Origin of the sequence: Enterobacter sp. JH25 (genome assembly GCF_021725435.1) — a bacterium.
GTDB lineage: Bacteria > Pseudomonadota > Gammaproteobacteria > Enterobacterales > Enterobacteriaceae > Enterobacter > Enterobacter intestinihominis.
On the sequence record NZ_CP091319.1, the window covers coordinates 2,679,077 to 2,697,788 of the forward strand.

The 18,712-nt window shown below is 54.5% G+C and carries 20 protein-coding genes; 10 read left to right on the forward strand and 10 right to left on the reverse strand.

The genetic code is table 11. The features are described from left to right. Positions 1-75: 75 nt before the first annotated feature. The 4 genes from yebS to L2Y28_RS12895 all read left to right on the forward strand — a co-directional run bounded on the left by yebS (position 76) and on the right by L2Y28_RS12895 (position 5,825). Positions 76-1,359, forward strand: coding sequence for a membrane integrity lipid transport subunit YebS (gene yebS / locus L2Y28_RS12880; RefSeq protein ID WP_022648459.1), 1,284 nt, complete (start codon positions 76-78; stop codon positions 1,357-1,359). Next, positions 1,328-3,961 carry a PqiB family protein gene (locus tag L2Y28_RS12885; RefSeq protein WP_022648460.1) on the forward strand — a complete coding sequence of 878 codons (2,634 nt, stop codon included), beginning with the start codon at positions 1,328-1,330 and terminating at the stop codon, positions 3,959-3,961. The genes yebS and L2Y28_RS12885 overlap by 32 nt, the downstream gene beginning before the upstream one ends. A gap of 56 nt (positions 3,962-4,017) precedes the next feature. Beyond that, positions 4,018-5,481, forward strand: a complete 1,464-nt coding sequence (rsmF, locus tag L2Y28_RS12890) for a 16S rRNA (cytosine(1407)-C(5))-methyltransferase RsmF (protein WP_032622418.1) — start codon at positions 4,018-4,020, stop codon at positions 5,479-5,481. 104 nt (positions 5,482-5,585) lie between these two features. After that, positions 5,586-5,825 (forward strand): YebV family protein, encoded by a 240-nt coding sequence (locus tag L2Y28_RS12895; RefSeq protein WP_006811010.1) that lies wholly within the window; start codon positions 5,586-5,588, stop codon positions 5,823-5,825. Positions 5,826-5,859: 34 nt separating this feature from the next. On the opposite strand, the gene pphA is transcribed toward L2Y28_RS12895, so the two are convergent. Then, a complete protein-coding gene (pphA, locus tag L2Y28_RS12900) occupies positions 5,860-6,504 on the reverse strand; it encodes a protein-serine/threonine phosphatase (protein ID WP_022648462.1) in 645 nt (214 codons plus the stop codon). Positions 6,505-6,671: 167 nt separating this feature from the next. Here pphA and L2Y28_RS12905 point away from each other — a divergent pair, with 167 nt between their 5' ends. Continuing rightward, the gene (locus L2Y28_RS12905) at positions 6,672-7,652 is read left to right on the forward strand and encodes a VirK/YbjX family protein (RefSeq protein WP_022648463.1); all 981 of its coding nucleotides are present in this window, start codon (positions 6,672-6,674) and stop codon (positions 7,650-7,652) included. Between the two features lie 45 nt (positions 7,653-7,697). Further along, a complete protein-coding gene (locus L2Y28_RS12910) occupies positions 7,698-7,895 on the forward strand; it encodes a hypothetical protein (protein ID WP_032609507.1) in 198 nt (65 codons plus the stop codon). Between the two features lie 125 nt (positions 7,896-8,020). Here the strand turns inward: L2Y28_RS12910 and L2Y28_RS12915 are convergent, their stop codons facing one another. Genes L2Y28_RS12915 through yobA form a run of 3 tightly spaced genes read right to left on the reverse strand, consistent with a single transcriptional unit; the run spans position 8,021 to position 9,618 of the window. Continuing rightward, positions 8,021-8,359 carry a YebY family protein gene (locus tag L2Y28_RS12915; protein WP_022648464.1) on the reverse strand — a complete coding sequence of 113 codons (339 nt, stop codon included), beginning with the start codon at positions 8,357-8,359 and terminating at the stop codon, positions 8,021-8,023. A gap of 16 nt (positions 8,360-8,375) precedes the next feature. After that, complete coding sequence (gene copD, locus L2Y28_RS12920) at positions 8,376-9,245, reverse strand: copper homeostasis membrane protein CopD (RefSeq protein ID WP_022648465.1); 870 nt, start codon at positions 9,243-9,245, stop codon at positions 8,376-8,378. A gap of 1 nt (position 9,246) precedes the next feature. Beyond that, the gene (gene yobA, locus L2Y28_RS12925) at positions 9,247-9,618 is read right to left on the reverse strand and encodes a CopC domain-containing protein YobA (protein WP_022648466.1); all 372 of its coding nucleotides are present in this window, start codon (positions 9,616-9,618) and stop codon (positions 9,247-9,249) included. A 137-nt stretch (positions 9,619-9,755) separates the two neighbouring features. Between yobA and L2Y28_RS12930 the strand changes: the two genes are divergently transcribed. The 3 genes from L2Y28_RS12930 (at position 9,756) to exoX (ending at position 11,423) form a co-directional block, all read left to right on the forward strand. Further along, positions 9,756-9,986 carry a DNA polymerase III subunit theta gene (locus L2Y28_RS12930; protein WP_003859784.1) on the forward strand — a complete coding sequence of 77 codons (231 nt, stop codon included), beginning with the start codon at positions 9,756-9,758 and terminating at the stop codon, positions 9,984-9,986. Positions 9,987-10,097: 111 nt separating this feature from the next. Beyond that, on the forward strand, positions 10,098-10,736 hold the full coding sequence (locus tag L2Y28_RS12935) for a nitrilase-related carbon-nitrogen hydrolase (RefSeq protein ID WP_022648467.1): 639 nt from the start codon (positions 10,098-10,100) through the stop codon (positions 10,734-10,736). 24 nt (positions 10,737-10,760) lie between these two features. Further along, a complete protein-coding gene (gene exoX / locus L2Y28_RS12940; protein WP_022648468.1) occupies positions 10,761-11,423 on the forward strand; it encodes an exodeoxyribonuclease X in 663 nt (220 codons plus the stop codon). Here the strand turns inward: exoX and ptrB are convergent. Both ptrB and L2Y28_RS12950 read right to left on the reverse strand, forming a co-directional pair. After that, a complete protein-coding gene (ptrB, locus tag L2Y28_RS12945; protein ID WP_022648469.1) occupies positions 11,405-13,480 on the reverse strand; it encodes an oligopeptidase B in 2,076 nt (691 codons plus the stop codon). The genes exoX and ptrB overlap by 19 nt on opposite strands. Positions 13,481-13,555: 75 nt before the next feature. Further along, a complete protein-coding gene (locus tag L2Y28_RS12950; protein ID WP_022648470.1) occupies positions 13,556-14,206 on the reverse strand; it encodes a tellurite resistance TerB family protein in 651 nt (216 codons plus the stop codon). 171 nt (positions 14,207-14,377) lie between these two features. Here L2Y28_RS12950 and purT point away from each other — a divergent pair, with 171 nt between their 5' ends. Then, a complete protein-coding gene (purT, locus tag L2Y28_RS12955; protein WP_022648471.1) occupies positions 14,378-15,556 on the forward strand; it encodes a formate-dependent phosphoribosylglycinamide formyltransferase in 1,179 nt (392 codons plus the stop codon). A 61-nt stretch (positions 15,557-15,617) separates the two neighbouring features. Here the strand turns inward: purT and L2Y28_RS12960 are convergent, their stop codons facing one another. The 4 genes from L2Y28_RS12960 to L2Y28_RS12975 are packed head-to-tail and all read right to left on the reverse strand — an operon-like array spanning position 15,618 to position 18,712. After that, positions 15,618-17,012, reverse strand: a complete 1,395-nt coding sequence (locus tag L2Y28_RS12960; RefSeq protein ID WP_022648472.1) for a hypothetical protein — start codon at positions 17,010-17,012, stop codon at positions 15,618-15,620. Further along, entirely contained in the window at positions 17,012-17,269 is a 258-nt protein-coding gene (locus L2Y28_RS12965; RefSeq protein ID WP_022648473.1) for a PAAR domain-containing protein, read from the reverse strand. The genes L2Y28_RS12960 and L2Y28_RS12965 overlap by 1 nt, the downstream gene beginning before the upstream one ends. A 12-nt stretch (positions 17,270-17,281) precedes the next feature. Further along, complete coding sequence (locus tag L2Y28_RS12970) at positions 17,282-17,989, reverse strand: hypothetical protein (RefSeq protein ID WP_022648474.1); 708 nt, start codon at positions 17,987-17,989, stop codon at positions 17,282-17,284. A 3-nt stretch (positions 17,990-17,992) separates the two neighbouring features. Next, on the reverse strand, positions 17,993-18,712 hold the full coding sequence (locus tag L2Y28_RS12975; RefSeq protein WP_032622416.1) for a hypothetical protein: 720 nt from the start codon (positions 18,710-18,712) through the stop codon (positions 17,993-17,995).

Sequence of the window (18,712 nt, forward strand, 5' to 3'; positions counted from 1 at the left end):
AAATGCGCTCATGCTCAAGATGAATCCGTTCATGAGTTATTATAACTTTCAACAATACTTATCTGTGTGCGACTGATGGCCCTAAAAACACCCCAAATTACGCCGACAAGAAAGATCGTTGTCCGTACGGTAAGCCAGGCTCTGCCTCGTGCACATTATCAGCGTTGTCCCCAGTGCGATACGCTTTTTATGTTGCCGAAGATGAAATCGCACCAAAGTGCTTTTTGCCCTTGCTGCGATGCCAAAATTCGCGATGGCCGGGACTGGTCATTGACGCGTCTGGCGGCAATGGCGGTTACCATGCTGCTGCTGATGCCGTTCGCCTGGACCGAGCCGCTGTTAAAGCTCTACCTGCTTGGCGTGCGTATTGACGCTAACGTATTGCAGGGGATCTGGCAGATGACGCGCGAGGGCGATCCGCTCACCGGCGCTATGGTGCTGTTCTGCGTCGTCGGCGCACCGCTGGTGCTGGTCGCGGCAATTGCCTACCTGTGGTTTGGCAACATTCTGGGGATGAACCTGCGCCCTGTCCTGCTCATGCTGGAAAAGCTCAAGGAGTGGGTGATGCTGGACATCTATCTGGTGGGCGTCGGTGTGGCCTCCATTAAGGTGCAGGATTATGCGTTTTTACAACCCGGCATTGGCCTTTTTGCGTTTATTTCACTGGTCCTGCTGAGTATTTTGACCCTGATTCATCTGAATGTTGAACAGCTTTGGGAGCGATTTTACCCTCAGCGTCCCGCGACCCGGCCTGATGAAAACCTGCGCGTTTGCCTGGGGTGCCATTACACCGGTTTTCCGGATAAACGCGGGAGGTGTCCTCGCTGCCACATTCCGTTAAGATTGCGGCGCAACAACAGCCTGCAAAAATGCTGGGCGGCGCTTATCGCCTCACTGATATTTTTATTCCCGGCCAATATGCTGCCGATCTCCGTAATTTATGTGAACGGCGCCCGACAGGAAGATACTATCCTTTCGGGGATTATCTCTCTGGCGCACAGTAACGTGGGGGTTGCCGCCATTGTGTTCATCGCCAGTATTCTGGTGCCCTTTACCAAAGTGGTGGTGATGTTTACGCTACTTATCAGCATTCACTTTAAATGCGAACAAGGACTACGCACCCGCATCCTGCTTCTGCGATTCGTGACCTGGATTGGTCGCTGGTCGATGTTGGATCTGTTCGTGATTTCGCTGATGATGTCGCTCATCAATCGCGATCAGTTACTTGCTTTTACCATGGGACCCGCAGCTTTTTATTTCGGCTCTGCGGTGATATTGACTATTCTTGCAGTGGAATGGCTGGACAGCCGCTTACTTTGGGACGCACATGAGTCAGGAAACGCCCGCTTCGCCGACTGAAGCGAGAATTAAAACAAAACGCCGCATTTCGCCATTCTGGTTGCTGCCTGTCATCGCGCTGATGATCGCAGGCTGGCTTATCTGGACGAGCTATGAAGATCGCGGAAGTACCATCACGATTGATTTCCAGTCTGCGGACGGCATTGTCGCCGGACGTACCCCCGTTCGCTTCCAGGGGGTGGAAGTGGGTACCGTGCAGGATATTTCCCTCGGCAAAGGGCTGAACAAAATCCAGGTCCGGGCGAGCATTAAGTCTGACATGCAGGATGCCCTGCGCGCCGAAACGCAGTTCTGGCTGGTCACGCCTAAAGCCTCCCTGGCCGGCGTTTCCGGGCTGGATGCGCTTGTGGGCGGTAACTATATCGGCATGATGCCTGGCAAAGGTGAGCCACAGGATCACTTTGTTGCGCTGGATACCCAGCCGAAATATCGGCTGAATAACGGCGATCTGATGATCCACCTCCGCGCGCCGGATTTGGGCTCGCTGAACAGTGGTTCTCTGGTCTATTTCCGCAAAATTCCGGTTGGCCGCGTTTACGACTACGCCATTAACCCGAACAAAGATGGCGTGACCATTGATGTACTGATCGATCGCCGTTTTACCAACCTGGTAAAAAAAGGCAGCCGCTTCTGGAACGTCTCCGGCGTCGATGCTGACCTGAGCTTAAGCGGTGCGAAAGTGAAGCTTGAGAGCCTGGCGGCGCTGGTGAATGGCGCTATCGCCTTCGACTCACCTGCTGACTCCAGCCCTGCCGCCGCAGAGGATACCTTTGGTCTGTACGCCGACCTGGCACACAGCCAGCGCGGTGTCATCGTCAAGTTGACCCTGCCGGATGCCAAAGGCCTGAAAGCCGGTTCGACCCCGCTGATGTACCAGGGTTTAGAGGTCGGGCAACTGACAAAATTAACCCTCAACGCGGGCGGCTCCGTTACCGGCGAAATGACGGTGGATCCGAGCGTTGTGGACCTCCTGCGGGAAAAAACACGCATCGAGCTGCGTAATCCGAAGCTCTCCCTCAGCGACGCTAGCATCAGTTCCCTGCTGACGGGAAGCACCTTTGAGCTGATCCCCGGTGAAGGTGCGCCGAATAAAAACTTTGTCATCGCGCCGGCGGATAAAGCTCTGCTGCAAAAACCGGGCGTGTTGACGGTTAAGCTGAATGCGCCGGAAAGCTATGGTATCGAAGCCGGTCAACCGCTAATCCTGCACGGTGTGCAGGTGGGTCAGGTTCTGGAACGAAAGCTGACGGAAAAAGGGGTCTCCTTCTCCGCCGCCATCGATCCGCAGTACGGCAACCTTGTGCACGGCGACAGTAAATTTGTGGTGAACAGCCGGGTCGACGTGAAGGTGGGTCTGGACGGCGTTGAGTTCCTCGGCGCCAGCGCCAGCGAGTGGGTTAACGGCGGGATCCGCATTCTGCCGGGCAGCAAAGGCGCGCTGCGTGAGAGCTATCCACTGTTCGCCAATCTGGACAAAGCCATTGAAAACAGCCTCGGCGACCTGCCGACCACCACGCTGACCTTAAGCGCTGAAACGCTGCCGGATGTCCAGGCAGGTTCCGTCGTTCTTTATCGTAAGTTTGAGGTCGGAGAAGTGATCACCGTTCGTCCTCGTGCGGACGCGTTTGATATCGAACTGCATATCAAGCCGGAGTATCGCAAGCTGCTCACGCCAAACAGCGTGTTCTGGGCTGAAGGCGGCGCGAAAGTGCAGCTCAACGGCAACGGGCTGACCGTACAGGCGTCTCCCCTCTCCCGTGCCCTGCGCGGTGCGATCAGCTTCGATAACCTGAGCGGCGCGGGCGGCAACATGCGTAAAGGTGACAAGCGGATCCTCTTCCCGTCTGAAACCGCGGCGCGCGCCGTCGGGGGACAGATTACCCTGCACACCTTTGATGCCGGTAAACTGGCAGAAGGCATGCCTATCCGCTATCTCGGAATTGATATCGGGCAGGTTCAGAAGCTGACGCTGATCACCGCGCGCAATGAAGTTCAGGCTACCGCCGTGCTTTATCCGGAATATGTACAGACGTTCGCCCGGGCAGGCTCGCGCTTCTCGGTGGTTACGCCGCAAATTTCTGCCGCAGGGGTTGAGCATCTCGACACCATACTTCAGCCGTACATTAACGTTGAACCGGGTCGGGGCAACGCGCGTCGTGAGTTTGAGTTGCAGGAGGCGACCATCACCGATTCCCGTTATCTGGACGGTCTGAGCATTGTGGTTGAAGTACCGGAAGCCGGTTCGCTGGGCATCGGTACGCCGGTCCTGTTCCGCGGTATTGAAGTGGGGACAGTAACAAGCCTGACGCTGGGTAATCTGTCCGATCGCGTGATGGTCGGCCTGCGCATCAGCCAGCGTTATCAGCATCTGGTTCGCAACAACTCGGTGTTCTGGCTGGCTTCAGGCTACTCGCTGGACTTCGGCCTGACCGGTGGCGTGGTCAAAACGGGGACCTTTAACCAGTTCATTCGCGGCGGCATTGCCTTCGCGACGCCGCCTGGCACGCCTCTGGCGCCTAAGGCGCAGGCAGGAAAACACTTCCTGCTGCTGGAAAGTGAACCGAAAGAGTGGCGCGAATGGGGAACGGCGCTGCCGCGTTAATCTCGCAGGCTCCGGTGTCAACGCGCCGGAGCCTTTATGTTACACTGCGCGCCTGAATGTTTCCCTGTGGTGTGCCCGTGGCTCAAAACTCCGTATTTCTTCCTGAACAATTCCTCGCACAGATGCGCGAGGAGCTTCCTGCTCATCTCTCTTTCGACGATTTCGTCGCCGCCTGCCAGCGCCCTTTGCGTCGAAGTATTCGCGTCAATACGCTGAAAATCAGCGTCGGAGCGTTTCTGGATCTCGTCTCCTCCTACGGCTGGCAGCTGACGCCGGTGCCGTGGTGTGAGGAAGGGTTCTGGATCGAGCGGGATGACGAGGAGAGCCTGCCGCTCGGCAGCACCGCCGAGCACCTGAGCGGGCTGTTTTATATTCAGGAAGCCAGCTCCATGCTGCCGGTTGCCGCGCTGTTTGCCGACGGAAACCAGCCTGAGCGGGTGATGGATGTCGCGGCGGCGCCGGGCTCTAAAACCACGCAAATTGCCGCCCGGATGAACAACCGCGGCGCGATCCTCGCCAACGAATTTTCCGCCAGCCGCGTCAAAGTCCTGCACGCCAATATCAGCCGCTGCGGGATCCACAACGTCGCGTTAACACACTTCGACGGTCGCGTGTTTGGCGCTGCCTTGCCGGAAGCTTTTGATGCCATCCTGCTCGACGCGCCCTGCTCCGGCGAAGGCGTAGTGCGTAAAGATCCTGATGCGTTAAAAAACTGGTCCGTTGAAAGCAACCTGGAGATCGCCGCCACGCAGCGTGAACTGATCGACAGTGCGTTTCATGCCCTGCGCCCCGGTGGAACGCTGGTTTACTCCACCTGCACGCTGAATCGTGATGAAAACGAGGACGTCTGCCTGTGGCTCAGGCAACGCTATGCGGATGCCGTCGAGTTTCTGCCGCTGGACACCCTCTTCGATTCGGCCAGTCACGCGGCCACCCCTGAAGGCTTCCTGCACGTCTTCCCGCAGATTTACGATTGCGAGGGGTTCTTTGTAGCACGACTGCGTAAAACCCGCGCCGTCGATCCGCTGCCTGTCCCTAAGTTTAAGGTCGGCAACTTCCCGTTCGCGCCGGTCAAAGGCCGTGAGGCGGCACAGGCGCAAGCGGCTGCCAACAAAGTGGGACTGCACTGGGATGAGAGCCTGCGCCTCTGGATGCGTGACAAAGAGCTGTGGCTGTTCCCGGTCAACATCGAACCGCTGATTGGTAAGGTGCGTTTCTCCCGCCTCGGTATTCGCCTGGCGGAGATCCACAACAAAGGATATCGCTGGCAGCACGAAGCGGTCATTGCGCTGGCAGGCAATGAGAACACCTTCGCCCTGACGCATCATGAAGCGGAAGAGTGGTATCGCGGTCGTGACGTTTACCCGGAAGACGGCCCGTCACAGGATGAAGTCATCGTGACGTATCAGGGCTATCCGCTCGGGCTGGCGAAAAAAGTCGGCTCGCGGCTGAAAAATAGCTATCCGCGTGAACTGGTACGCGATGGTCGCCTGTTTACCGGTAACAGCCGCACTGACTGAAAAAACGCATTTTTTTACTGGCGATTTCTCTCTCCTTGTCTAGGATCAAAAATGGATGACTGCACTGGTCATACCAGATTTTGGGCAACAAACCGGAGAGCATTATGACGAAAACCAGCGTACGCATTGGCGCTTTTGAAATCGACGACGCTGAATTGCGCGGCGAAGCACAAGGCGAACGAACGTTAAGTATTCCCTGCAAATCCGATCCGGATTTGTGCATGCAACTGGACGCCTGGGATGCAGATACCAGCGTCCCGGCGATCCTTGATGGGGAACATTCCGTTCTGTACCGTGAACATTACGACAGTAAAACCGATGCCTGGGTCTTGCGTCTTGCATAACCCAAAGAGAACCCGCCCGAAGGCGGGTTATTTATTACTGAAGCTGCGTCAGCGTCAGAAAGCCCCCGAACACCGCTCCCGTATCAATGTAGTGCAGATTGTTGAAATCGTAGCGCTTGTCCACAGGCGTATGTCCGAACCAGAAGTGATCCGCACCGCTAATGCCCTGCCCTCTACCCACCATAAAGCCCATTAACCGGTCGCGATCCCACAGCACCCGCTGGGCATCTACCGGCTTATGCCAGGCATATTCGGCGGCGGGATAATCCGCATGAGCAATCACGTTCAGACCGTTTTTGCAGGTTATTTCAATAATGTGCGGTAAGTCCCGACACGCGTCGAGTAAATCCTTCGCCTGCTTTTGTTGAGCGACCGTAAGCCCGGTAAACCAGTTACCGCCATTTATCGACCAGAGACTAAAATCATTATTTTCAAGCGCATCTAACGCCATTTGCTCGTGATTACCGCGTACCGCATAAAACCACTTTTCCTGCATCAACTGTAAACATTTCACGCTGTCGGGACCGCGGTCGATAATATCCCCCACCGAGATAAGCAGATCCGCAGCAGGATTAAAATGCCGTCGTTTAAGCTCATCCATAAGCCACTGATAGCAACCATGAATATCGCTGACAACCCAGACATGACGCCAGTGTTCTCCCTCTATTTTCTGATACATAACGCCTCCTGTAAGAAGTATAGCTGCCACAGAAAATGTCATGCGCTGGCGTTGGATATCGCGAATCCAAACAAACCATAAACCAGCCGGAAATAAAGATCGCTGCGCTATTAATCCCTTATTCCCTGGCCTTTAAAATAATGTGGAATAAAAAGAGGGATTTTCACGTGTCAAACATACACCTGCAAAACGATGTTTTTTATCCGCATCGCACAAATATTATTTCTGAACTGGTGAGAGGGAAACGCGTTCCCGGCCCAATCTGGCACAAACGTGATTACCGGTTAAAGTTCCTTCTGCGCTCGCTTTTATTCTGGTCCTCCACCCATCGCATGCTGGAGGCGCTATCCGGGCGCGATGATTTCGACAGGCTGCTCACCTCTCAAATTACCTTGCCGAGCAAAACTCACCGCCAGTATCTGATGCGTGGCCTGAACTCAAACGACCGGGCCGATGCTATCGTCAGCCACTATCAGTGGATTGATAGTCTGACAAATACCGCCCTCGCCCACGCGCTGACCAATCCGCAAGAGGTGCCGGTTGTCCGGTTCGAGGCAAAAAACGGCGAAATCTATACCGTCCACGCCTCGTCCGCAGGTAAGGCTGAACGTGAAGGCGAAAGCACGCTTTGGCTGCATGACAATGACAACACGCTGCTTGCCAGCCTGACGTTCTGTGTCGCACGCAGTAACGGCCGTATGGTGCTGGTGATCGGCGGCCTCCAGGGTCCACGTCGTCATGTTTCACGGGAGGTGATTAAGCAGGCTACCCGTGCCTGCCATGGGCTTTTCCCGAAACGCGTGCTGATGGAGGTGATCTTCCAGCTTGCCTCACGCTCGAACATCAGCGCGATTTTTGCCGTCAGCGATGAAGGCCATGTTTTCCGCGCGCTGCGCTACCGTCTGAGCAAAGGGCGTCATTTTCACGCCAGCTACGACGAGTTCTGGGAAGGCCTGAACGGAAAGAAACTCTCCCCCTTCTGCTGGCAGTTGCCGCTCCAGATGGAGCGTAAAGCACTGGAGGAGATTGCCAGCAAAAAACGCGCCGAATACCGTCGCCGCTTTGCGTTACTTGATGATATTGCGGCTTCCGTACATGCGCGCATTGATCCCGCAGTCGTCTCAGGCAAAATACAAACAAAAATTTAACAAAACAGCCAAAAAGGACTGGACTTACGCCTGCCGGGTTGTGGTATGTTTGAAGCAGGCGCACAGGAAGTGAACCTTCTGCTGAGACGAAAACCGGATTTTATCGTTTATTTTCATGCAGATAAAAAGAGACCGAATACGATTCCTGTATTCGGTCCAGGGAAATGGCTCTTGGGAGAGAGCCGTGCGCTAAAAGTTGGCATTAATGCAGGCTCAATCGCCTTGCCCTTTAAGAATAGATGACGACGTCAGGTTTTCCAGTCCACAGTAAAAGTGGTCTGAAAAAAAGCGTCAGAACATCACTAAATGTGAAAAACCGCAGAGCTTTTACAAGCACCTGCGGTTTTTTTTTACTGGAAACCTGACGGCTAGCAGAGCTTTTTAGCGCGCTCAATAAACGGTGCCAGACTCTTCTTCTGCCCGGGGTTTGCCGGGTCATCCACCTGGATCACGCTGACAGGCTGTCCGTTACTTTTCCCGCTGGCAACCTGCTGCTCCGCTACGTCATTTAACGGATACTGCACGAGCGTACTGGGATTGATGACATACAGCGCGTTACCGGGACGGCAGGTGAGCATGACCTCTTCACGATTAAATGCCCAGTTGTCCTTACCCACTTCAAACCGGCTGACGGTGATGACCTGCGGCGCGGCCAGCGCACTGCTGGCACAGGTGAGAAGTAAAAGAGAAAGCAGTGTCTTTTTCATAAGTTATTAAACCTTGTCAGAAGGGTTCCCAGGTCGCGAACAGGCTGACGGCCGCCAGTACCAGCGCGCCCAGCACCACTTCTGCCTGTGTCATCCTGATAAAAATCTGTTGTTCCCGCCCGGCATCAGGGCGAAAGCGTGGCACAAGAAAATACCGATTCGCCAGCGCAATTGCCACCATCATGATGACCAGCGCACATTTGAACAACAACAGCCGTACATAAGGCGCTTCCCACGGCACGTCTATGCCTACAATAAAGAGCGTATTGATTATCCCGGTCAGCAGCACGCCCGCCACGGCATAATGCCCCACGCGGGAGAAGCGCATCATGGTAAAGATAGCGGCTGGCTGCCAGCGGCCTTTCGCCAGCCGCATACAGAACAGCAGCGGCAGTAAACCGCCCACCCAGGTGGCGGCGCAGAGCAGGTGAAGCGCATGGTTCAGACGATGCAACGCACCCGGCGCGCCACCGTTCATCGCGGCATGTCCCACGCCCGCCAGCAGCAACAGTTGCCCCATCGCGAGCAGTAACAGCCGTGAGCCCTTTTGCGGGGTAAGCCATGCAGCACCCGCGGTCACAGCGGCCAGCACCATTTGCCACAGCCAGACGCCACCAAACTGCGTGCCCAGCACGCTGCGCCAGACCGCCGGGCGAATGACATCCCCCCAGCCGTTGCCCATTAACCCACTTTGCAGGCCGAACATCAGCAGAGCAGCCATCAGGCTGATTAAGGCCGCGATATTCTGCTGGCGCTGGAAACGCTGCGTCATGAGGCGCTGCAACGAAGACGGTGCAAACCAGACACTGTATAACGCGTTGCCGAACAGTAGTATCAGCGCAACAAAATGGATAAAGCGAAACGCTACGTAGCTCAGGGCCAGCATACTATTTCACGCTAAAGTGATAGCTGCCCTTGGTTTTGTGGCCGTCCACGGAGACCACATGCCAGTCCACCGTATAGGTGCCGGTCGTCAACGGTTTCTCAAGAGGAACAATCAGCTTTGCGTTATCCTTCTCGTCACGCTTCACCGCGCCGGTCTGGATTTTGTGCTGCTGCGCGTCCGTCACCACGACGCCGCTGAAGGCAGGTTCAATGCCTTCCGAGAAATTCAGGGTAATGACGTCGGGTGCCGTCGCGACGGTATTTTCCTGCGGGGATTGTTGCTTAAGGTGCGCATGGGCCAGAGCTGATGGCGCGATTGCCGAAGAGAGCAGAAACACCAGCGCACACCCGACGCGGGAAGGGGTAAAGTGCATCACAATCATTCCTTTTCGTTATGCCTGAATGCTAAAGAATAACTCTGTATAATTAACGAGTCGAGGAACATCCTTTGCTCCCTTGTCATCGTTGAACAATCGCGGTAACGTTGCCGCCGCAGAAAAAGGAGAAGGAAATGAACGTTAACCTGGCCGCCCTTCCTCAGGACGAGATGGACAAAGTGAATGTCGATCTCGCCGCCGCGGGGGTCGCATTCAAAGAGCGTTACAACATGCCCGTCGTGGCTGAAGTGGTAGAGCGTGAACAACCCGCGCATCTGCGCGACTGGTTCCGCGAACGTCTTATTGCGCATCGCCTCGCCTCCGTTAATCTCTCGCGCCTGCCGTACGAACCTAAAGTTAAATAAGCTTAACGTCCCGTTACACTTCCTTACGCGTTATGTGGCAGGATAAGAAAACCCTGATAAATTTAGGTGTAATCTTAAAATCCCAGCGACTTAGTGTATAAGGAAGTCACGATGTCACGATGGACTATTGCCGCGGCTCAGTATGCTCCGCGGCACAACTGTGTTGATGAGCACGTAAAACATCACCTGCACTTTATTGCCGAGGCTGCCTCGCATGGGTGCGATTTAGTCGTCTTTCCGGAGCTTTCGCTTACCGGCCCTGGCGGAACAACCTTACCCCCACCCCCCGACGATTTGCAGCTTGCCCCCCTCCTTCACGCGGCGCAGTCACGTTTCATCACGGTGATTGCCGGTATTACTCTCCAGCAACAGAAAGGACTCGCGCTTTTCACCCCTAACCTGTCGACCATCCGGCGCTATCCGCAGGGTAACGGTGCGGGTGTTAATCCTGGCAATAAACGGTTAACCATCGTTGATAATCAGGCTGACGCCCCGGAACTAGACCCAGAGGCAACGCTGTTCACCAGCAGCCTGGCGGTGGGTGAGCAACGCTGGCGGCAATCCATCAGTTCGTTACAACGCTTCGCGCATAAGTACGCCATCGCGGTATTAATGGCGAACGCGCGCAGCGGTAGCGCCTTATGGGATGAAAAAGGTCAGCTGATCGTGCGTGCCGATAAGGGAGAGTTGCTGTTAACCGGTTCTTTGGGCCGACAGGGTTGGCAAGGGGATATCATTCCATTAGGCTAGGCATTTTAGGATCAGGAGCGATCAATGCTGCGCGTTATCGATACCGAAACCTGCGATTTGCAGGGTGGAATTGTGGAAGTCGCCTCTGTCGACGTGGTTGACGGAAAGATAGTCAATCCAATGAGCCACCTGGTGCGCCCGGACCGTCCCATCAGTGCGCAGGCGATGGCAATTCATCGCATTACGGAATCGATGGTGGCGGATAAGCCGTGGATTGAAGAGATCATCCCTCTTTACCACGGTAGCCAGTGGTATGTCGCCCATAACGCCAGCTTTGACCGCCGCGTGCTGCCGGAGATGCCCGGTGAATGGATTTGCACCATGAAGCTGGCGCGCCGTCTGTGGCCGGGGATCAAATACAGCAATATGGCGCTGTATAAGTCGCGCAAACTAAGCGTGCGGACGCCGGAAGGGCTGCATCATCACCGCGCCCTCTATGACTGCTACATCACCGCAGCGCTCCTGATTGATATCATGAATACTTCCGGCTGGACGCCGGACGATATGGCGACCATTACCGGCCGCCCCGCCCTACTGACCACCTTCACGTTCGGTAAATATCGTGGAAAACCGGTATCGGAAGTGGCGGACAACGATCCGGGCTATCTGCGCTGGCTGTACAACAACCTCGACAGAATGAGCCCGGAACTGCGCCTGACGCTGAAGCATTATTTAGGCGAAGCCTGAGTTCCCGCGCGGCCTGGCAGCGTATCCTGCGCCAGGCCAATCAAAAAGGCGTACTCCAGCGCCACCCCTTCATAGGATTTAAATCGCCCTGATTTCCCTCCGTGCCCCGAGTCCATATCGGTACACAGCAGCAGCAGATTATCGTCAGTTTTTAGCTCACGCAGCTTCGCCACCCATTTCGCGGGCTCCCAGTACTGCACCTGGGAATCGTGCAGGCCGGTGGTCACCAGCATATGCGGATAGGCTTTCGCCTCGACGTTATCGTACGGGCTGTACTCTTTCATGTAGCGGTAATAGGTTTCATCCTGCGGGTTCCCCCACTCCTCAAACTCCCCGGTGGTCAGCGGAATGGTTTCGTCCAGCATGGTCGTCACCACGTCCACAAACGGCACCTGAGCGATAACGCCTTTAAACAGTTCAGGCCGCTGGTTTACCACGGCTCCCATTAACATGCCTCCGGCGCTGCCCCCCATGCCAAAGCAGAGTTGCGGATCGCCATAACCCTGCGCGATCAGCGCATCGCAGACATCAAGGTAGTCATTGAAGGTATTTTTCTTTTTGAGAAATTTTCCGTCTTCATACCAGTGCTGACCCAGCTCGCCGCCGCCGCGAATATGGGCAATCGCATAAACAAAACCGCGGTCGAGCAGGCTCAGCCTGCTGCTGCTGAAATCGGCGTCCATGCTGGATCCGTAGGAGCCGTAACCGTAGACGAGGATGGGGTTTTTACCTTTGTTGAAGTGATCCTTGTGGTAGACGAGAGACACGGGGACTTCAACGCCGTCGCGCGCGGTCACCCACAGGTGTTCACTGCGATAATTTTCCGACTCAAATCCCCGGACCTCCGCCTGTTTAATCACCTGACGCTGCCCGGTGTCCATATCCAGCTCAAACAACGTGTCCGGGGTAGTCATTGACGAATAGCCGTACCGCAGGCGGGACGATTCCGGTTCCGGGTTAAAGCCGATCCACGTCACGTAAGCCGGGTCATCGAACGCAATGCCCACCACTTCGCGGGTTTTGCGGTTGATTTGGCGGATACTGGTCAGTCCGCGCTGACGCTCTTCCACCACCAGCCAGTCGGTAAACAGGGTGAACCCCTCCAGCATCACCTGATCGCGCGCAGGAATTAACACTTCCCACTTCCGTTCATCGCGCACTTTGGTTTTATAAAGGCCAAAGTTTTTACCCTCGCGGTTCGAACGCAGGTAAAAGCTGTGCTGGAAGTGATCCAGACTGTACTCATGATCTTTACGGCGCGGCAGGAAGCACAGCGGCTGGGCATCCGGCAGTTCGGCATCCAGCAGCAGCACCTCAGAGGTGGTGGCGCTGGCAAGGAAGATAATCACGTAGTGGCGAGACGAGGTTTTATGCAGGCTGACGTAGAACGTCTCGTCTTTTTCTTCATACACAAGCTCATCGTCGGCGGAATCGGTCCCCACCGTATGACGCCAGACCTGATAAGGCAGCAGCGTTGAGGCATGCTTTTTAACGTAGTAGACCGTTTCTGAATCGTTACCCCAGACGAAATCGGGGGAGACATTATCCAGCATTTCGGGATACCAGTTTCCCGTTTCAAGATTGCGGAAACGCAAACCGTACTGGCGGCGGGAGAGGTAATCCTCAGCCAGCGCCATAATGGCGTTATCGGGGGAAATGGACATGCCGCCCAGCGTATAAAACTCACTGTGGGCAGCACGTTTGTTAGCATCCAGCAGGATCTCCCATTCGTCCCACTCGGCGCTTAGCACAGACTGGCGCTGGTAGATGGGATATTCGTTTCCCGGCTCATAAATATGGCGATAGCGATAACCGTTTTTGCACCACGGGGCAGAGACATCACGCTGGGGGATACGCTGCACCATTTCGTTCAGGAGCTGATCCTGAAGCGCCTGCTGGCTGGCCATGACCTGGCGGCCATAGTCGTTTTCCTCGTGCAGATAGTCGAGCACCTCTGGCCGGGAACGAGAATCGTCCCGCAGCCAGTAGTAGTTATCGATACGCGTATCGCCATGCGTGGTGATCGCATAAGGAGTACGTCGGGCTTTTGGAGGCATGGCATTCTTACTTTTTCGTTTTACATCCTATAAGGTTGGCAAAACACGCGTATGATGCAAGCGAAACATGGCCTTCTAGCCCGCGAGGGTCTGCTTCTGCTGCTGAATATCCTGCTCAATTCCCTCACGAACGTCCTGTGGGATCTTCAGCGCATCACCCAGGGCGTTCAGGTAGCTGCGCTCCATAAAGTGATCGATATCGATGGCAGCACAGCTCAGAAAATAGAGTTCCAGCGCCTCTTCTTCGTTTTTCACGCTTTGCGCCAGACGCTGCGGATCGAGCGGCTGTTCGATGGCCTGCGCCACCAGCGCCCTGCCCTGCTCCTCAACGCCCGCTTCCCGCATCTGCTGTTCAATTGCGGCACGTTCACTGGCATCAATATGCCCGTCGCTCTTGGCTGCAAAGACCAGGGCGAGGATCAGACGCTCGGTGCGTAAATCTAACGGCGAAACCTGCTTCCCGTACTGCGGTTCATCCTGATGCGCGTTGCGCACCTTGTCTTTGTATTTGTTCCATAAGACGGAGCCTGCAATAGCCCCTCCGCCCGCCAGCAGCGCGCCGGTACCGTATTTGGTAAGCAGTTTCCGCGATGATTTATTGGCAACCAGCAAACCGGCCAGCCCGCCGAGCGCACCCGGCACAAGCAGCTTGCTCAGACCCTGCTCGCCGGACGACGAGCCTTTTTGTCCCAACAGGGATTGCAGTTGATTCATCCAGCCTGACATATTTTTCCTCACGTAACAGTGCGTAACCTTCACAGCCTAAGCGAGCGGGTGTCAGGAAATGTCTGTCAGTGCTAAAGAAGCGCAAATTTCCCCCGTGTCCGGTTATCCCCATACAAGACAGACGCAAACGTTTTCGTTTATACTGCCCGCATCTTTTTCAGGGGGATTTTTATGACTCGTTTAGGAACCGCGCTGCGTCCTGCCGCGACGCGCGTTATGCTGTTGGGATCGGGTGAACTGGGTAAAGAAGTGGCCATTGAATGCCAGCGTTTGGGTGTGGAAGTGATTGCGGTGGACCGTTATGCGAATGCGCCCGCCATGCACGTCGCGCATCGCTCGCACGTCATCGATATGCTTGACGGTAATGCCCTGCGGGCGTTAATTGCCGACGAAAAACCGGATTTCGTGGTACCTGAAATTGAGGCCATTGCCACTGAGATGTTGGTTGCCCTTGAACAGGAAGGCCAGCGCGTGGTGCCCTGTGCCACAGCGGCAAAACTGACCATGAACCGGGAAGGCATTCGTCGCCTGGCGGCAGAAGAATTACAGCTCCCGACCTCCAGCTACCGTTTTGCCGGGGATAAAGCTGCGTTTCTCCAGGCCGTAGAGGAGATTGGCTACCCGTGCATCATTAAGCCGGTAATGAGCTCCTCCGGCAAAGGGCAGAGCTTTATCCGCGACAGCAGCACGCTGGACAAAGCCTGGGACTATGCCCAGCAGGGCGGCCGTGCCGGTGCCGGGCGCGTCATCGTAGAAGGCGTGGTGAAGTTTGATTTTGAAATTACCCTGCTCACCGTCAGCGCCGTGGACGGTGTTTATTTCTGCGACCCGATTGGTCATCGCCAGGAAGACGGCGATTATCGCGAATCCTGGCAGCCGCAGCGAATGAGCGCGCTGGCGCTGGCACGCGCGCAGGAGATCGCCCGCAAAACGGTGCTGGCGCTGGGCGGCTACGGCCTGTTCGGCGTGGAATTGTTTGTTTGCGGCGACGAGGTGATCTTCAGTGAAGTCTCCCCTCGCCCGCACGATACCGGGATGGTCACGCTGATTTCGCAGGATCTCTCTGAGTTCGCGCTGCACGTACGTGCTTTCCTCGGCCTGCCGGTTGGCGGCATCCGTCAGTACGGCCCGGCAGCCTCGGCGGTGATCCTGCCGCAGCTGACCAGCCAGAATGTCACCTTTGATAACGTCGAAGGTGCGGTAGGCGCAGGCTTGCAGGTTCGGCTGTTCGGCAAACCGGAGATCGACGGAAGCCGTCGTCTGGGCGTGGCATTAGCGACCGGGGAAAACGTGGACGAAGCCGTCGCGAGAGCGAAAAAAGCGGCCACTGCGGTGAAAGTGACAGGGTAAATAACTAAAGGCTGGTCAAGTAAGCGACCAGCCACATAGCATGATTAACGTTGTTTCGTTTCTATCGCTTCCATTCGTATTCCATGTCCTCGTGGGCTTCATTCGTTTTCGAGATGAAAACAAAACTACCGAGGCCTATAAAAATAACGAAGGGAATGATTATGCTCGCAATCAGTTCCCAGATTGCTGGCGGATCGTTTTGCGCCAGGAAACTGATACGATAGGCAATGAGGGATAACACGCAGAATAAAGCCGCCATCCCCGCAGGATAAAGGGGATTACTCCAGTTACACCAGGTAAGTTTTTTTGGGATAGCTGTCTTCATGGAGGAAAGCGCAGTAATACAAAATTTGTTTTTGTCTGAATAAGCTACCAGTTGCTCCCCCTGGGCATATTTTACCGCATCCGCCGCAAATGCCAGAGCCAGCCACCGATACCCGGCACTCTTTGCGCCCAGAGAGGCATCGATATCCAGCCGTTCCACCGTGAGCGCTTTTTTGTCCAGTGCCTGCATTAATGGATATTTTTCAATACGGGACAGCCCGGTATACCAGAGATTTTTCGGCGTAAGTACCGAACCCGTCTCAAGGAAGACCGCCATTTTGTCCTCTACATCGGTCACATCAGACATAGGCTGATATAAATATACCGGTTTTTCGCCCTCCTCCCGGACATAATGACTAGTCAGCAGGAATGCACATGCATTTTCCATGCTCTTTGATTCGCCGCTTTCTTCATGTAAATCAACGATAACAATCAGCCGGTTTTCAACTCTGTAATCAGATAAGTTCATCCATTGGCTAACGATCACGTAGTCAGGGCATTCTGTGCTGTACTCAATTTTACACGTGCTGGCCGTTTCAATACCCAACCGCTCCAGAGTGCGTCTCAGTTCATCAATGCAGGATCCAATCCCTCCGCGAACCCAGACAACGGTTTCAAAAATACGGTAGTTATAGCCCTTCAATTTTTCTGCCATCGGGTCCAGTAAGCGGTAAAACATCTGTTCATTCCTGGTCTGGTCGAAGCGATCTTCCAGCTGAATGTTAACCGGCGTTTTCGGTGCCAGCGGAAATTCGCCTTCCAGTTTCAACATATTCAGCGCGGGTTGCTCCAGGGGGGTTATTGAAGACCATGCTGCGATAGCCATATTTTTCCGCGCATACGCCTTTAAATTAATCTCCTGCTCTTTTGCTATGAATTTTCGGGTTTCAGCATAATGAATGTTGGCGTCATGAAATATGAAACTTGTAAAAACTAACAACGACACAACACAGATGGGCAGAATAACTGAAGGCACAAAAAAGAGAGCCGTAACGTGTTCCTGTTCAGGCCAGGTTAGAGCCCGGATCGCGAGGCCCATTGCGACGGCTATCACATAGAGGAAAACAATCATGACGACTGGCAGAGTGGAATCCGGGTCTGGCTGTTTTTTGTATAACCACCACGCGCGCATTACGAAGCTCCCGCCACAGGTAAGGTACTTTTGATTTCACATCCACACGCCGCGCGACAGCCATCTACCACAACCCCACGGCCATGCATGGTCCAGGTTGGGTGACATTCAGTGATTGGGAACGTCCCTTTATGGAGCGGACACTGCACAAGATCATCTTTCAAGGCCACGGGCTGACCCATAAAGTCTGCCCCAGAGGCCTTAGTGACTTTTCCTCCGCTTATCAGCGGATCGTTTAACCTAATGACGCCTTTCATCACTTTATCTTCCTATTTTCCCGCATCCATGTTGCATTGCATATGATCCCAGCCGGTATAGCCCTTCACGTCGGGTACGCTGTCGGGTAAATCTTGCCAGTTTGCCTTAAGTTGCTGCGTGCTGCCCTCAAGCCCCTGTTTAGTCATGTAGACCATTCCCCAGGCCCAGCCAGGGGAACGGGGTTCCAGCTTCCCGCTTACTTTATTTCCCATTCCGTCATCCACGGTATAGGCAATCCCCGGTCCACCGGGCAGAATGCGCGGGTCTTCAAATGGCTTTGATGACATATACAGCCGGTGTTTGGTCAGTAAAAAACCCTGATCGTTGACGACGGTGAAAGAAATAATATCCTCATAGGATGGTTGGTTAGTACCATCGGGCTCATTAGGCCCTACCGAAAAAAACTGGGGAGACCATGTTTTACCATAATCTTTTGAAATCATTGTTCCTGGGTCATCCCAGGTGGGTATGGCAATATATCGTTCAGAAGGATGAACAAATTTTTTGGTGAAAATCCGATAAAATTGACTGACGGGCCTGGTATGAATACCCCGAAGAGTATCCGTATACCAGAGTTCACCTTCGCAGCCCCAGCCTTTTAACTCAAGGTAGCGATGATCATCAAACCGGTAAACTATCTGCGTCGGTGGCTCTTTCGCCTGGCATCCGGTTGCCAGCACAACGGACGTCGCTGCGAGAACGGTACATAATCCTTTCATCAGTTATCGCCCCGCATCCATATCACAGCGCATATGATCCCAGCCGGTGTACTCCTTCACTTCGGGTACGCTGTCGGGTAAATCTTGCCAGTTAGCCTTAAATTGCTGCGTGCTGTGCTTAAGCCCCTGCTTAGTCATATAGACCATTCCCCAGGCCCAGCCAGGGAAACGGGGGTCCAGCGTATCGCTTACTTTATTTCCCATTCCGTCATCCACGATATAGGTAATCCCCGGCCCACCGGGCAGAATGCGCGAGTCTTCAAATGGTTTTGACGACATGTACAGCCGGTGCTTGGTTAGTAGAAAGCCCTGATCGTTGACGACGGTGAAAGATATGACATCATCATAATAAGGAGCGTTACTTCCATCAGGTTCATTGCTCCCTGGTGACATAGATGCACCACCTCTTTCCCACGTTTTCCCATAGTCTTTTGATACTGAAAAACCACCAGTAACATTTCCCCACCACGGAATAGCAAGATAGTGCTCTGAAGGATGCACGAATTTTTTGGTGAAGATTCGATAAAACTGACTGGCAATTTGTGAATGGATACCTTTCTTAGTATCGCTAAACCAGAGTTCACCTTCGCAATCCCAGCCTTTCAGTTCGAGATAACGATGATCATCGAACCGATAAACAACCTGTGTCGGCGGTTCTTTCGCCTGGCATCCGGTTGCCAGCACAACGGACGTAGCTGCGAGAACGGTACATAATCCTTTCAT